The organism is Nannocystis bainbridge (assembly GCF_028368995.1).
GTDB lineage: Bacteria > Myxococcota_A > Polyangia > Nannocystales > Nannocystaceae > Nannocystis > Nannocystis bainbridge.
In genome coordinates this window covers 3178853-3192611 of record NZ_JAQNDL010000001.1, presented here as the reverse complement: position 1 = coordinate 3192611, position 13759 = coordinate 3178853, and the positions used below count along the sequence as shown (strand labels likewise).

Here is a 13759-nt window from a genome sequence, read left to right as displayed (position 1 = left end):
GCCGGGTGCGAAGCGCCGCGTGCGGGTCACGTGCGCTCTGCACGGGAGGACGCGCGGTCCTCCCGTGCAGGGCGAAGTGAGATGTCCCTGGAGACAGGTGACCGCTCAGCGGCCTGCGTAGGCGCGCAGGGCCTCGTAGGCCAGGCGCTCACCGCGGAGCTCGGCGTCGGCGACCCCATCCATGTTGGACTCGGCCCAGGCGCGACGGGCTGCGGGATCGGCTCCATCCAGCTCCCGGGCGACCATGCCAGAGATCGCCCGCATGCCCGTGGTGAGCAGCTTGCTCTTGCCGCCGTCGAGCTCGTCGAGGCGGGCCCGCAGGCGGGCGGGGTCGCGCGCCTGCAAGGCGTCGAGGGCGTCGAGGAAGGCGAGCACCTCGGCGGGGGCCTTGCGGTCGCGGGCGGTGGCGAGGACGTCCTTCCACCAGGCGACGTCACCGAGGCGCAGGTGCGGCACGAGGTTGATGTAGACGCCGTAGGTGGCCTCGATCCAGCCGTCCCAGTCGTCGATGCCGGCGGTGATCCGGCGCTGCTCGTCGATCCACTGGTTCATGGTGGTGAGGCTGATGTCCTCGGCGAAGCGCTGGGTCGGGTCGGCGTAGAAGCGCAGCAGCGCGACCGCGGTCTCGGCCTCCTCGAACACGTGCGGGTGGCGACGGTCGCCGATGCCCCCGGCCGGATAGGGCCGGCGCTCGATGCCGCCGAGGACCTCGAGCAGCGGCGCGGGGGTCCAGCGGATGCGGTGGAGGAAGCCGGCCGACTCCTTGAGGAAGCGGGCTTTCTCGGCGCCGGTGTCGAGCAGCGGCATGGCGTCGGAGTTGGCCGGGCGACCGGCGAGGAACGGGCGCAGCATGCGGCGGTTGGCGACCACGAGGTTGTCGACCTGGCCGATGTCGTGCACGCCGAGCAGCTGCAGCTCGGGCTTCATCTCGGCCCACGTGAACGGCTGCTCGCTGAGCCGCCCGAGCTCGCCGTCGGCGACCGAGAGGATGACCCAGTCGCTCGCGCCGACGCGGAGGATCTGGTAGTCGCTGAACTCCTGGTCGAGGGCGGCGAGCACGGTCAGCAGCAGCTCGTCGCTGAGCTCGTAGCCCTGCAGCCACTGGGCCAGGATCCCGCCCGGCTTCAGGTAGCGCTTGGCCTCGCGGTAGAACTCGACGGTGAACAGGCTCGAGACGCCGCTGACCCACGGGTTGGTCGGCTCGGACACGATGATGTCGAACTGCCGCGCGGCCCCGGCGAAGTAGGCCTTGGCATCGTCGAACCAGAAGTGATTGCGCGGGTCGTCGTAGGCGCGCGCGTTGGCCGGGTAGAAGTTGCGCGAGCCCGTCACCATCTCGCGCTCGATCTCGATGGTGTCGAGCCGCTGCAGCGTCGGCGACCCGAGCAGCACGTGCGCCGTCACCCCGGAGCCGAAGCCGATCAGCGCGACGTCGGTGGACTGGGGCCGGGCCATCAGCGGCAGCAGGCCGACCAGCACCTGGTTGGGCTCGTCGCCGGCGAAGTCGGGCCCGAGCTCGGGGTCGCGGTCGGCGGGGTAGCGGTTCAGCACCACCGAGGCGTCGGGCTTGCCGTTGGTGTAGATGACGCGATACTCGCGGGCGTCGGTGAGGCGGATGACCGACACCGAGGCGGTGCGGCCGTCGACGTAGGACAGCAGCTCGAAGCCCTCGGGCAGGCGCGTGCGGCCGTTGCGGAACACGGTGGCCGACAGGACCATCGGGTCGATCTTGACGACGAACAGGCCGAACGCGAGGGTGAGCAGCGAGCTGCCGGCGGCGATCCGGCCGAAGCTGCGGATCTTGGCCGGGTGCTTGGCCCGGCGGGCGTCGCCGAACACGAGCACGAGGCCGAGGGCGACGTCGACGGCGGCGCCGAGCACGATGACGCGCTGGAGGCCGATGAGCGGCATGAGCACGAGCCCGGCGAGCACGGCCCCGGCGATCGCGCCGAAGGTGTTGAAGCCGTAGACGCGGCCGATGACGCCCTCGGACTGGCCGCGGCGCAGCAGCACGTGGGTGATGAGCGGCAGGGTCATGCCGGCGCAGAAGGTCGCCGGGAACATGATGAGCAGGCACAGCGCGTAGCGGAGGACGTTGAACTGCTGCCACAGCGCCTCGGTGCGGTTGCCCTGCGAGTCGACCAGCAGCCAGCCGATCGCCTCGACCGCCCACTGGTAGGCCGGCAAGGTCGCGATCGCGGCCACGCCCATGATCAGCTGGACGATGCCGAGCACCAGCTCCGGCCGCTTGAACCGGTCCATCCGCTTGCGCACCCACAGGCCGCCGATCGCCAGGCCGAACACGAACGCCGAAAGCATGACCTCGAACGAGTGGGTGGCGCTGCCGATGATCATCGACAGCAGGCGGATCCACCCGATCTCGTACATGAACGAGGAGAGCCCGGTCCCGAAGGCCACGAGCAGCAGCAGCTTGACCAGGTTGTCGGTGCCGGCCGAGGCGGCGGTGTCCTCGACGATCGGCGCGTGCTCGCGGCGGTGAGCCAGGGCGATCACGGCGATGACGATGTTGAGGCCGGCGGCGCAGGCGAGGGTGCCCGGCAGGCCGAAGTTGGCGACCAGGACGAAGCCCGACAGCAAGGCGCCGAGCGCCGCGCCGATGCTGTTGGTGAAGTAGAGGAAGCTGAGGATCTCGCCGGAGCGCTCGGGGTCGCGGCGGAGGATGCCGGCGCTCATCAGCGGGAAGGTCATGCCCAGCAGCACGCACGGCGGGAGGATCAGCAGGCCGGCGACGCTCCACTTGACCGCCTCGACCGCGAAGCCGCCGCCGAGCCCGGGGAACACGTGGTCGTAACACACGCGCATCGCCAGCTCGCTGAGCCACGGGAACGCCAGCGCGTACAGGCCGATGCCGCCCTCGATCAGGCCGTACGCGCGCACCGGTCGGCGCACGCCCGCGAGCCGGCGCGAGGCCAGCAGCGAGCCGAGCGCCATGCCGCCCATGAACAGGCTGAGCACGAGGACCTGGGCGGTGGCGGCGCTGCCGACGAACTGCTTGATGTAGCGCGACCAGATCGACTCGTAGATGAGGCCGCTGATGCCTGACAGGAAGAAGAGGAGGAAGAGCGGGGCGTAGCGGGCCATGGGCCGGGCGAGAGTACCCCAGCGGCCGGGCGTCGGGGTCGCCCGCGCGCCCGCGAGTCCGCCGCGCCGGCCGCCGCTGCGAGAGGGCCGGAAGCTCGCGGGTCGAAGCGTCACTGTCGCGGAGGAGGGTCGCCGCGGGCCGGCCATCGCGTCGAGACCCCAGGCGAAAGTCTACGGGGCGCAGGCGAGGGCGAACGATATGTCTATTCGGACATGTCTATCAGGACATGTCCGAAGGTGCATCACGGCCCTTGCACGACCCACGTGAGGCCGTCGGTGGCGACCTCGCGCTTCCAGATCGGCACGTCCTGCTTGAGCTGCTCGATGGCCGCGCGGCAGGCCGCGAACGCCTCGGCGCGGTGCGGCGCCGAGGCGGCCACGATCACGGCGCTGTCGCCGATCTGCAGCACCCCGAGGCGGTGGTGGATCGCCACCCGCACGCCCGGCGTCTCGGCCTCGATCGCGGCGCCGATCTGCCGCATCACCCGCAGCGCCATCGGCTCGTAGGCCTCGTACTCGAGGCGGGCGATGTCGTGGCCGCGGCTGCGATCGCGGACGTTGCCGACGAAGATGTCGATGCCGCCGGCGCCGGCGTGGGCGACCGCGGCGACGACGTCGGCCAGGGCCAGCGGGCGGTCCTTGATCAATTGATAGGCGGCGGGTCCGTCGTGGCCGCCGCTGACGGGCGGGATGACGGCGACCTCGCTGCCCTCGGCGAGCGGGTGGTCGGCGGCCACGAACTCGTGGTCGACGGCGACGCGGCAGACCGCGAGGCCGGGCGCGAGGTCGGGCTGGTCGCGGGCGAGGGCGGCGAGCAGGTCGCGGACGCGCGCCCCGGCGGGCAGCTCGAGGTCGACGCTGTCGCGGCGGAGGCGCTCGCGGAGGCCCGCGAAGAGCAGGACGCGCAGGTGCATGCGTCCGCAGTGTACGCCGCGTGGCGGGGGGCCTTTCCAGATCGCGCAGGACAGATCAAATTTCGCACCGCGACCGGCGAGGCGGGCCCAAACCCCCACGAATTCGACGCCGGTGCGTAGGCGGATATCCTACATCGCGCTCGTTGATCCCATCGAGATCACCGCGAACTCGTAACCTCGATACCGATGCCTATGATGCCGCTCGCACCGAGAGACTCGACCGCATCCGACCTGCGTGGTCGCCAGGCGCCCGCAGGGCGCTCCGCCGCGATGAAGTCCGACCGCTCCGCCACCGCCCCCGCGCTCCGCCTCGTCGACGTCGAACCGCCGGCCGAGGCCGTGCTGCCCGCGCCGAGCTCGCGCGGCGACCGTGACGCCGAGGGCCACGAGGAAGAAGACTTCGAGGTCGATGTCGGCGGCGAGTTCGGCGACGACCTCGAGGAGGCCTTGACCGCCGCGGCCGAGCGAGCGGCGGCCGGCGAGCTCGACCCGGCCACCGAGGACGCGCTGCGCCAGTGGCTGCAGCGGCGGCTGTCGGCCTACCTGAAGGCGGGTCATCGCGCGCGCATCATCTTCACCGACAACGTGCACACCATGCTGTCGGTCAAGCGCGGCCAGGGCGTCTACACCTTGCGCATGCACCGGATGTTCGCGGCCGCTCCGCCCGCGGTGCTGCGAGCGGTCGCCCGCTACGCGCAGTCGCAGGACCGCGAGGCGGGGGTGCTGCTGCGCCGCTACATCGACGGCAACGAGCACCTCATCCGCGACGCCGAGCGGCCGCGGGCGCAGCAGCTCGACACCCAGGGCGCGCACTTCAACCTGCAAGATTTGTTCGACGACCTCAACGCGCGCTACTTCGGCGGCACCATCGAGGCCAAGATCACCTGGGGTCCGCGGGCCCGCCGCAAGCCCGGGCGCGAGTCGATCAAGCTCGGCTCCTACTCGATCGAGGAGCAGCTGATCCGCGTGCATCCGGTGCTCGATGCCGCCGACGTCCCGCGCTTCTTCGTCGAGTGGATCATCTACCATGAGATGCTTCACGAGGTGCACGACATGCCGATCGTCGACGGCCGCCGGGTCTATCACACGCCCGAGTTCCGCCGCGCAGAGGCGCTCTTCGACCGCTACGCCGAGGCGGTGCTGTGGGAGCGGACGCAGGTGCACAAGCTGCTCGACCGCTAGCGAGCGCCGCGCGTAGGGGCCTGCGCGCGCCCGCGAACCGGCGTGCGCGCCGGCGTACGCGCGTAGAACGTGACGACCCGGGGCGCTGCGAGTATCTTGCGGGCCCATGTCGAACCCCCGTTCCAACCGCGGCAAGGACGCCCTCGAGTTCCACGCGAAGGGCCGCCCCGGCAAGATCCAGGTCGTCCCGACCAAGCCGCTCACGACTCAGCGCGACCTCTCGCTCGCGTACTCGCCGGGGGTCGCCGAGCCGTGCATGGAGATCTTCAAGGACCCGGCCGAGGTCTACAAGTACACGGCGCGGGGCAACCTGGTGGCCGTGATCACGGACGGCACCGCGGTGCTCGGGCTCGGCGACATCGGCCCGCTGGCGAGCAAGCCGGTGATGGAGGGCAAGGGCGTGCTCTTCAAGAAGTTCGCCGACATCGACGTGTTCGACCTCGAGGTCAAGGCGACCAGCCCCGACCAGTTCATCGAGTGCGTCGCGGCGCTCGAGCCGACGTTCGGCGGCATCAACCTCGAGGACATCAAGGCGCCGGAGTGCTTCTACATCGAGGAGAAGCTCAAGCAGCGCATGAACATCCCGGTGTTCCACGACGACCAGCACGGCACCGCGATCATCAGCGGCGCGGCGCTGCTCAACGCGGTCGTGATCCAGAAGAAGTCGCTCGCCGAGCTCAAGGTGGTCGTCAGCGGGGCGGGGGCCTCGGCGATCGCCTGCGCCAAGTTCTACGTCAGCCTCGGGGTCAAGCTCGAGAACATCATCATGTGCGACTCGAAGGGCGTGCTGTCGCACAAGCGCAAGATCGAGGCCAGCGACCCGAAGCTCGAGTTCGTGCGCGAGACCGAGGCGGTGACCCTGGCTGACGCGCTGGTCGGCTCCGACCTGCTGCTCGGGCTGTCGCGCGCCGGCCTGGTGACGCCGGAGATGCTGCTGACGATGGCGCCGCGGCCGATCATCTTCGCCCTGGCCAACCCGGACCCGGAGATCGACTACCCGACGGCCAAGGCGACCCGGCCCGACGCGATCGTGGCGACCGGCCGCAGCGACTACAACAACCAGGTCAACAACGTCCTCGGCTTCCCGTTCATCTTCCGCGGCGCGCTCGACGTGCGGGCGACGCAGATCAACGAGACGATGAAGGTCGCCGCCGCCCACGCGCTGGCCGAGCTGGCGCGCAAGGACGTGCCGCAGGTGGTCAGCGCCGCCTACGGCGAGGAGTTCCACTTCGGGCCCGAGTACATCATCCCCAAGCCGTTCGACCCGCGCGTGCTCCACTGGGTGGCGCCGGCGGTGGCCAAGGCGGCGATGGACACCGGGGTGGCGCAGATCCAGCTCGAGCTCGACGCCTACATCGAGCGCCTGCAGGGCCTGCTCGGCGGGTCGACGGCGGTGATGCGCAAGTTCGTGCGGATGGCCGCCGGCGCGCCGAAGAAGATCGTGTTCCCCGAGGGCGACGACCCGCGGATCCTCAAGGCCTGCTCGATCATCACCGAGGAGAAGATCGCCCGCCCGATCCTGCTGGGCGACCCGCAGCGGATCCAGCAGATCATCCGCGAGCAGGACATCGACCTGCTCCCGGGTTCGTACGAGATCGTCGACCCGCGCGAGGACGCCGACGCGTCGGCCTACGCCGAGATGCTGCACCGCCGGCGCGAGCGCAAGGGCGTGACCGCCGAGCTGTCGCGCCTGCTGATGCGCGAGCGCAACCACTTCGGGATGATGATGGTGGCCGAGCGCCGGGTCGACGGCATCGTCACGGGCCTCAATTTCTCGTACTCCGACACCATCCGCCCGGCCCTGCAGATCATCGGCATCCGCCCCGGGGCGCGGAAGATCTGCGGCATGTACCTCATGCTCCACAAGGGCGGCATGCTGTTCTTCGGCGACACCACCGTGAACCTCGACTACGACGCGACCACGCTGGCCGACGTCGCCGAGATGGTGGCCGACGCCGCGGGCACGTTCGGCGTCACGCCGCGGGTGGCGATGCTGAGCTTTAGCAACTTCGGCTCGGTCCGCGACCCGCGCTCGACGATGGTGGCCGACGCGACGGCGCTGCTCCGCCGCCGCCGCCCCGACCTCGAGGTCGAGGGCGAGATGCAGGCCAACGTCGCCGTCGACTACACGCTGATGCAGAGCATCTTCCCGTCGACGCAGCTGACCGGCCCGGCCAACGTGCTCATCTTCCCCAACCTCGAGGCCGGCAACGTCGCCTACAAGCTGATGCGCGAGCTCGGCGGGGTGCCGTCGGTCGGCCCGGTGCTGCTCGGCATGGCCCGCCCGGTGACGGTGCTCGAGCGCGACTGCTCGGTCGACAACATCGTCCACATGACGGCGCTGACGGTCGTCGCGGCGCAAAAGGACGAGGCCGGCGCGACGCCGACGCCGGCGCTGGTGTAGCGGCGGGTACAGGCCGCCCGGACGGCGGGCGGCCGCGACGACAAATCACTGCCGCCCGGCTCGATGCTGAAGACCCGCGAGCCTCGGTCGCCGACGTGCCCGACGAGCTCGAAGGTCGGACAGCACGAGGCCCGACCTTCACGAGCCGCGCAAAAAGCATCGGCCGCCCGGGTGGGCGGCCGTGCACGAGAGCCTCGGCAGCGGCCGGCTCAGACGAGCTCGGGCAGGCTGGGCGTGCCGGCGGCGGGCTTCTCGCCGTCGTGGTCGGCGTGCCAGCGCTTCATCTTGCGCTTGATGACCTCTTTCTTGATCGTGCCGACGAGGTCGATCATCAGCTTGCCGGTGAGGTGGTCGTGCTCGTGCTGGAGGGCGCGACCGAGGAGGCCGTCGCCGTCGACCTCGACCGTCTTGCCGTCGAGGTCGCGGGCGCGGACCTTGGCCCAGCGCGGGCGCTTCACGTCGACGTACACGCCGGGGAAGCTGAGGCAGCCCTCCTCGGCGACCGCGAGGCCCTTGCCGGTCTCGACCAGCTCGGGGTTGATGAAGACGAGCGGGGGGCTGTTGTCGTCGCCGCCGGCGGGGACCTTGCCGTCGAGCACGAACACCCGCTCGAGCCGCCCGACCTGGATCGCGGCGATGCCGGCGGCGTTCAGCGAATACATCGTATCGATCAGGTCGCGGACGAGCTGACGGATGTCGTCGGTGATCTCGCCGACGTCGAACGTCGCTTCGCGCAGCCGCTGGTCGGGATACTTGACGATGTCGAGGACTGCCATAACCTGTGCGTTGGCTCCGCCGACATTGTAAGCCGGCGCGCCGGCCGAGCAAAGTCCTCGTGTTACAGGTGGGCGCCGCGCCATGCAGCAGTCTTCGCTCGTGTTTGCCTGTCAGAACCTGCGCGACCCGGACGCGCTTTCAGGCAGCTCCACGCGGCGTGGCGGCGAAGCGGCGCTGGGGCGGCCGAACCGGCGTAGCGACGAGCTCGGCCGCGAGACGACGCCCGGCGTGATGGCGTGCACGTCCCGCGGGCCATGTGAGTCAGGGTTCACCGCGCGGGTGGTCGACGAGCCGCCGGGCGCGACCTACGACGGGCGCATGGACGAGGCGACGGCCGACGCGCACGGGCGCGAACACGGGCGGCGGCAGCGCGTGCCGCATTACGATCTGTTCGTGCGGCACGAGGATCTCGGCGCGACATCGACGGCGGAGGAGAACAAGCCATGAGCGTCACCGTGGAGCAAGTGCTGGCCGCGCTGTCGGGCGTCAAGGACCCGGCGACGGGCCGCGAGATCGTCGCCGACCAGGTCTCGGACGTCCGCATCGATGCGGCGGGCGAGGCGACGTTCAAGATCGATCTGATCTCGCCGGGCTTCCCGCTGCGCGAGGCCCTCGAGGCGTCGGTGGTCGCGGCGCTGGCCGCTCGCAACCTCCGCGGCACGATCGAGTGGGGCCTCAAGGTGCCGCAGAAGCCGGCGCGCCAGGACCTGAACCGCCTGCCCACGGTCAAGAACGTCCTCGCGGTCGCGGCCGGCAAGGGCGGCGTCGGCAAGAGCACCGTCAGCGTCAACACGGCGATGGCGCTGCACCGCCTCGGCGCCAAGGTGGCGCTGCTCGATGCCGACATCTACGGGCCGAGCGTGCCGAAGATGCTCGGGACGCCGGAGCGCGAGACCTCGACGACCCTGTCCGGCGACCGCATCAGCCCCGCGCTCTACCGCGGGATCCCCGTGATGAGCGTCGCCTTCTTCGTCGAGCCCGGCAACGCCGTGGTCTGGCGCGGGCCGATGATCCACAAGCTGCTCAAGCAGTTCCTCGAGGACGTCGAGTGGGGCGAGATCGACTACCTGATCGTCGACCTTCCCCCGGGGACAGGTGACGCCCAGCTCTCGCTCGCCCAGCTGATCCCGATCACTGGCTCGATCATGGTCACCACGCCGCAGGAGGTCGCGCTCATCGACGTCCGCCGCGCGGTCAACATGTTCAATAAACTCGAGGTGCCGGTCGTCGGCGTGGTCGAGAACATGAGCTACTACGTGTGTCCGTCGTGCGGCCACCACGACGCGATCTTCGCCAGCGGCGGCGGCGTGGCGCTGGCCCGCGAGCTCGGCGTCGACCTGCTCGGCCAGGTCCCGATCGACAACAAGATCTCCTACGGCGGCGAGTCCGGGGTGCCGGTGGTCGAGGGCGCGCCCGCGAGCGAGCAGGCCAAGGCCCTGACCGACGTGGCCGCCCGCGCGGCGCTGGCCCTCAGCAAGCTCAGCGCGACCGGGCCCAAGCGCAGCAGCCTGCTGCGCACGGTGACCTGAGCGAACGGGCTCATGCTTTGCGGGGCGTCCCGCGGAGCATGCAGCGGGCGCGGCGGACATGGCGATGCGGCCGGACGCAGCGGACAGAGCCTCCGAACATGTGCAGAGCATGAGCGGCGGAGCTTCCGGGCATGTCCTGCGAGATGTCCTACAGAACATGCTTCGGCGGGCATGTCGCGGCGGACATGCTCCATCGAGCATGTCGCGGCGGACATGTCCGCTAGTTGAGCAGGATCGAGGCCTCGGGGCCGTCGCCGAGGCGGCGCAGGAGGAACGCGGTGCGGTCGACGAGGAAGCCGAGGCGGTCCTCGGGGGTGTCGGCGGCCAGGCTCTGCTGCTGGAGGTCGACGAGCTCGCGGCGGGCGGCGGCGGACGCGACGTCGTGGCCGCCGAGCAGCTCGAGGCTGGGGAGGAAGGCGGTCAGCGCGTAGAGGAGGATCCGCGGGTCGGGCAGCGCGAGCAGCGAGCCGAGCGCGTCGCCGTCGTCGCCCGACAGCCGGGCCAGCCGCTCGATCTGCGAGCGCAGCAGCAGCAGCGACGGCTTGTCGAACACGGGCGGCTCGGGCAGCGCCTCGACCTCGGCCTCGCGGAAGAGGTTGGCCCCCGACAGCTCGCGCACGAGCTGCACGCGGCCGAGGCCTTCGAGGCGGATCAACCGCCGACCGTCGGGCAGGCGCAGGTGGAATACCAGCTTGCCGAGCCCGAACACCGGCTCGATCGCCGGCTTGCGCTCGGCTGTCCGTTCGCCGCGCGGCCGCAGCAGCGGCACGCCGATGTGCTGGCCTTCACTCAGCGCGTGGTCGACGAGCTGCAAGTAGCGCGGCTCGAACACGTTGAGCGGCAGCACCATACCCGGCAGCAGGACGACGTTCGGCAGCGGGAAGATCGGCAGCGCTGCCAAAACTTCGGGCAGCGGTGTGGACCTGGCCGTGAGCATGGGGCGACGCTGCTTTATACCCCCCCTGCTGCCGGCCGCCACCAGTCCGGGGGCCAGTAGGCCGGGCGGGGCACAAACGCGCATGAATTGCTCTAGCGGGCGCGGCGGTTCGTCTCACCCGTCTCGGACGCTCCCGGCGACCAGTTGACGAGCCCGATTCGCGTCGTGGCCCACGGATCCGCCGCGCTCCAGGTCGCAGGAAAATCGACCCGGCTGAGCGCGCCTTGGGCCTGCTCGAAGCGGGGATAACCGGCCGGCCCGAGGCCCGCGGCGCAGGCCAGGACGACGCGGTTCACGGTGTTGTGGGCGACGACGGCGATCGCCGGGGCGGGGCTGCGGCGGGACGCGTCCGGGCCGCGCAGGTGGCGAGCCACGAGGGCGAGGATGCAGGGCAGGACCCGTTCGGCGAGGTCGCGCACGCTTTCGGCGCCCGGGAGGCGGTGGTCGAAGAGGTCGTCGTAACCGATGCTGGCGAGCTCGGGCACTTGGGCGCGCCCGTCGCGGAAGGCCACGCCTTCGAGCACGCCGAGATTCATCTCGCGGAGCGCCGGGAGAATGACCGGCGCAGGACGCTCAGGTCCGAGGGCGGTGATCCGCGCGGCGCCGATCGTGGCCCGCTCGAGGTCGGAGCTGTAGATCGCCGCGAGCGGCACGTCGGCCAGCGCCCGCGCAGCGGCCTCGGCCTGAAGCAGCCCCCGCGCCGACAGCCCGACGTCGGCGTGGCCGATGAACACGTCGGGCCGGATGGGTTCGCCGTGACGGACGAGGTAGAGGCGGAGCCCGGTCACGCGAACAGCTGGGCCTGCAGGTCGGTCCGGCTCGACAGCTCACCGCGCACCGAGCTGGTCATGACCTCGGCGCCGTGCTTGTTGTCGGGGATGCTGAGGCAGGTGTGTCGGCCTCGCATGACGCAGCCGGCCCCGCGCGCGCCGAGGTGCTCGACCAGGGCGTCGACGACGTCGTTGCAGGCTCGCTCCTGCAAGGTGAGGCGGCGAGTGAAGCAGGCGACGAGATCGCCGAGCCGGCCGAAGCCCGCGAGCTTGGCGGCGGGCAGGTACGCGACGGTGGCGGTGCCGGTGTAGGGGAGGAGGTGGTGCGGACAGAGGCCGTGGAAGGGGATCCCCCGCACCACGACGAGCGCCGATTCACCCTCGCCCTCGACGGGGTCGCCGAGGATCTTGGCCGGGTCCATGGCGAAGCCGGACAGGAACTCCTGCGACCACACGCGCGCGACCCGGCTCGGCGTGCTCGTGAAGTCCTTGTGGCGACGGTCGAGGCCGCAAGCGTCGAGCAGCGCCGCGATCGCCCGCTCGATGGCGATCCGACGCTCGAGCTCGACAGGCTGGTCTTCGGCGTGCTCGGGCACGTCGCCCCGATATACCCGGTTCGCGCGGCCGAGGCACTAGCCGTCGACGCGCCAGGTCAGGCGGAACCCTCGCGGCAGCTCGGCCGGCTCCGGCAGCCGCTTGCAGTCGAGACAACCGGCGCGGTCCGGGGCGGCCTCGGTGCACTCGCTGCACACGGCGAGCGCCTTGCGAGTGCCTTCGAGGTCGCTGCGCAAGCGGGTGAGGAGATCCAGCTTGCGTTCGAGCTCGCCGAGGCGGCCGCGCAGGGTCTGGTCGAGCTGCCGGCAGGCGTCGCGGTCGCTGGCGGCCGCGCCGCGGATCGCCAGCAGCTCGGCGATCTCCTCCAGCGACCAGCCGGCCTCCCGCAGCGCGACGATGAAGTTGAGCCGGTCGAGCTCGGTAGGCGAAAACGCGCGATGGCCCCCGCGCGTCCGCGTGGCCCGCAGCAGCCCCTCACGCTCGTAAAACCGCACGGTCCGCGGCGTGCAGCCGCTTCCGGCCAACATATCCTTCAAGCTGAGCGTCCGTTCCGTCCCCGACATGCAGAAACCGTACGCGTGACCTATCGTAACAGTCAATATTGCGAGAGGGTTACGCGGTGGCGCCCGCGCGTGAGATCGGTAGGCTCTCCCACGTCATGGAGCACTCCGAGCAGGTGGCGCCAATCGCGCTGGTGACGGGCGGGGCCGTGCGGGTCGGACGGGCGATCACGAGCACGCTCGCCCGCGCCGGCTACCGTGTCTGGTTGCACTATCACAGCAGCAAAACGGCGGCGGATGCGCTCGGCGAGGCGCTAGGGTCCGGCTGCGTGGGCACGATCCAGGCCGACCTGGCGGCCGAGTCGGCGCGGAAGGGGCTCGCGGCGCGGGTCCTCGACCCGGCGGGGCCCGCCGGCGGTCGCCTCGATTTGCTGGTCAACAGCGCGGCGAGCTTCGAGCGCGGTGAGTTCGCGGCCCGCGACGACGACGATCTCCGGCGCGTGCTCGAGGTGAACCTGGTGGCGCCGGTGTCGCTGACGCGGGCGGTGGCGCCGGCGCTGACGGCGGCGCGCGGGGCGGTGGTCAACATCCTCGACGTGGCGGCGATGCAGCCCTGGCCTGGCTATCTCGACCATTGCACGGCCAAGGCCGGGCTGCTGATGGCCACCAAGGCGCTGGCGGTCGAGCTGGCGCCGGCGGTGCGGGTCAACGGGGTGGCGCCGGGCACGGTGGTCTGGCCGGAGGCAGATCCGCGGTTCGCCGAGGGGTCGGAGATCCGCGCGCGGATCGTGCGCGCGATTCCGCTCGGGCGGATCGGCACGCCCGACGACGTCGCCGAGACGGTCCTGTTTCTGGCCCGCAGCGCCTTCGTCAGCGGCCAGATCATCGCCGTCGACGGCGGGCGCACGGCCGCCGGGGGTGTCGCCGGCGGGTGAACCTCGGCCAGGCCGGCCGCTTGACCGCCGCCGCGGGATCTCCTATCCATTGCGGCCTTCAACCATGGCCCGCCAAACCGACGAAGAGTTCTCCGACTACAACCAGCGCCGCGAGCCGCTCCCGAACCCCGCCACCACCGTGAACGATCATCGC

12 protein-coding genes are annotated in these 13759 nt (G+C 71.0%); 5 read left to right on the top strand and 7 right to left on the bottom strand.

Translation table 11 applies throughout. From position 1 onward, the window contains the following. Positions 1–105: 105 nt before the first annotated feature. Positions 106–3102 (bottom strand): spermine/spermidine synthase domain-containing protein, encoded by a 2997-nt coding sequence (locus tag POL25_RS12505; protein ID WP_272086203.1) that lies wholly within the window; start codon positions 3100–3102, stop codon positions 106–108. Positions 3103–3344: 242 nt separating this feature from the next. Continuing rightward, positions 3345–4016: a molybdopterin converting factor subunit 1 gene (gene moaD, locus POL25_RS12500; protein WP_272086202.1), complete on the bottom strand. Its 672-nt coding sequence runs from the start codon at positions 4014–4016 to the stop codon at positions 3345–3347. A gap of 270 nt (positions 4017–4286) precedes the next feature. Here moaD and POL25_RS12495 point away from each other — a divergent pair, with 270 nt between their 5' ends. Both POL25_RS12495 and POL25_RS12490 read left to right on the top strand, forming a co-directional pair. Next, on the top strand, positions 4287–5198 hold the full coding sequence (locus POL25_RS12495; protein ID WP_272086201.1) for a SprT-like domain-containing protein: 912 nt from the start codon (positions 4287–4289) through the stop codon (positions 5196–5198). 106 nt (positions 5199–5304) lie between these two features. Beyond that, positions 5305–7602, top strand: coding sequence for an NADP-dependent malic enzyme (locus POL25_RS12490; RefSeq protein WP_272086200.1), 2298 nt, complete (start codon positions 5305–5307; stop codon positions 7600–7602). Positions 7603–7811: 209 nt separating this feature from the next. On the opposite strand, the gene def is transcribed toward POL25_RS12490, so the two are convergent. Further along, positions 7812–8378 (bottom strand): peptide deformylase, encoded by a 567-nt coding sequence (def, locus tag POL25_RS12485; protein ID WP_272086199.1) that lies wholly within the window; start codon positions 8376–8378, stop codon positions 7812–7814. Between the two features lie 82 nt (positions 8379–8460). Here def and POL25_RS12480 point away from each other — a divergent pair, with 82 nt between their 5' ends. Together POL25_RS12480 and POL25_RS12475 are read left to right on the top strand one after the other, a co-directional pair. Beyond that, the gene (locus POL25_RS12480) at positions 8461–8826 is read left to right on the top strand and encodes a hypothetical protein (protein WP_272086198.1); all 366 of its coding nucleotides are present in this window, start codon (positions 8461–8463) and stop codon (positions 8824–8826) included. Further along, positions 8823–9908, top strand: coding sequence for an Mrp/NBP35 family ATP-binding protein (locus POL25_RS12475; protein ID WP_272086197.1), 1086 nt, complete (start codon positions 8823–8825; stop codon positions 9906–9908). Before POL25_RS12480 ends, POL25_RS12475 begins: the two co-directional genes overlap by 4 nt. Before the next feature lie 220 nt (positions 9909–10128). On the opposite strand, the gene POL25_RS12470 is transcribed toward POL25_RS12475, so the two are convergent. The 4 genes from POL25_RS12470 to POL25_RS12455 form a co-directional block, all read right to left on the bottom strand. Beyond that, the gene (locus POL25_RS12470) at positions 10129–10845 is read right to left on the bottom strand and encodes an LON peptidase substrate-binding domain-containing protein (RefSeq protein WP_272086196.1); all 717 of its coding nucleotides are present in this window, start codon (positions 10843–10845) and stop codon (positions 10129–10131) included. 92 nt (positions 10846–10937) lie between these two features. Continuing rightward, the gene (locus POL25_RS12465) at positions 10938–11633 is read right to left on the bottom strand and encodes a histidine phosphatase family protein (RefSeq protein WP_272086195.1); all 696 of its coding nucleotides are present in this window, start codon (positions 11631–11633) and stop codon (positions 10938–10940) included. Continuing rightward, positions 11630–12211, bottom strand: a complete 582-nt coding sequence (folE, locus tag POL25_RS12460; protein ID WP_272086194.1) for a GTP cyclohydrolase I — start codon at positions 12209–12211, stop codon at positions 11630–11632. The genes POL25_RS12465 and folE overlap by 4 nt, the downstream gene beginning before the upstream one ends. Before the next feature lie 36 nt (positions 12212–12247). Beyond that, a complete protein-coding gene (locus POL25_RS12455; RefSeq protein WP_272086193.1) occupies positions 12248–12697 on the bottom strand; it encodes a MerR family transcriptional regulator in 450 nt (149 codons plus the stop codon). Positions 12698–12828: 131 nt separating this feature from the next. Here POL25_RS12455 and POL25_RS12450 point away from each other — a divergent pair, with 131 nt between their 5' ends. Next, positions 12829–13605, top strand: a complete 777-nt coding sequence (locus POL25_RS12450) for an SDR family oxidoreductase (protein WP_272086192.1) — start codon at positions 12829–12831, stop codon at positions 13603–13605. The last annotated feature ends 154 nt before the right edge of the window (positions 13606–13759 follow it).

Excerpts from the sequence above, each read along its gene's own strand:
- POL25_RS12490 (WP_272086200.1), top strand. The coding sequence starts at position 5,305 with ATGTCGAACCCCCGTTCCAACCGCGGCAAGGACGCCCTCGAGTTCCAC.
- POL25_RS12505 (WP_272086203.1), bottom strand. The coding sequence starts at position 3,102 with ATGGCCCGCTACGCCCCGCTCTTCCTCCTCTTCTTCCTGTCAGGCATC.
- def (WP_272086199.1), bottom strand. The coding sequence starts at position 8,378 with ATGGCAGTCCTCGACATCGTCAAGTATCCCGACCAGCGGCTGCGCGAA.
- POL25_RS12480 (WP_272086198.1), top strand. The coding sequence starts at position 8,461 with ATGCAGCAGTCTTCGCTCGTGTTTGCCTGTCAGAACCTGCGCGACCCG.
- moaD (WP_272086202.1), bottom strand. The coding sequence starts at position 4,016 with ATGCACCTGCGCGTCCTGCTCTTCGCGGGCCTCCGCGAGCGCCTCCGC.
- POL25_RS12450 (WP_272086192.1), top strand. The coding sequence starts at position 12,829 with ATGGAGCACTCCGAGCAGGTGGCGCCAATCGCGCTGGTGACGGGCGGG.
- POL25_RS12475 (WP_272086197.1), top strand. The coding sequence starts at position 8,823 with ATGAGCGTCACCGTGGAGCAAGTGCTGGCCGCGCTGTCGGGCGTCAAG.
- POL25_RS12470 (WP_272086196.1), bottom strand. The coding sequence starts at position 10,845 with ATGCTCACGGCCAGGTCCACACCGCTGCCCGAAGTTTTGGCAGCGCTG.
- POL25_RS12455 (WP_272086193.1), bottom strand. The coding sequence starts at position 12,697 with ATGTTGGCCGGAAGCGGCTGCACGCCGCGGACCGTGCGGTTTTACGAG.
- POL25_RS12495 (WP_272086201.1), top strand. The coding sequence starts at position 4,287 with ATGAAGTCCGACCGCTCCGCCACCGCCCCCGCGCTCCGCCTCGTCGAC.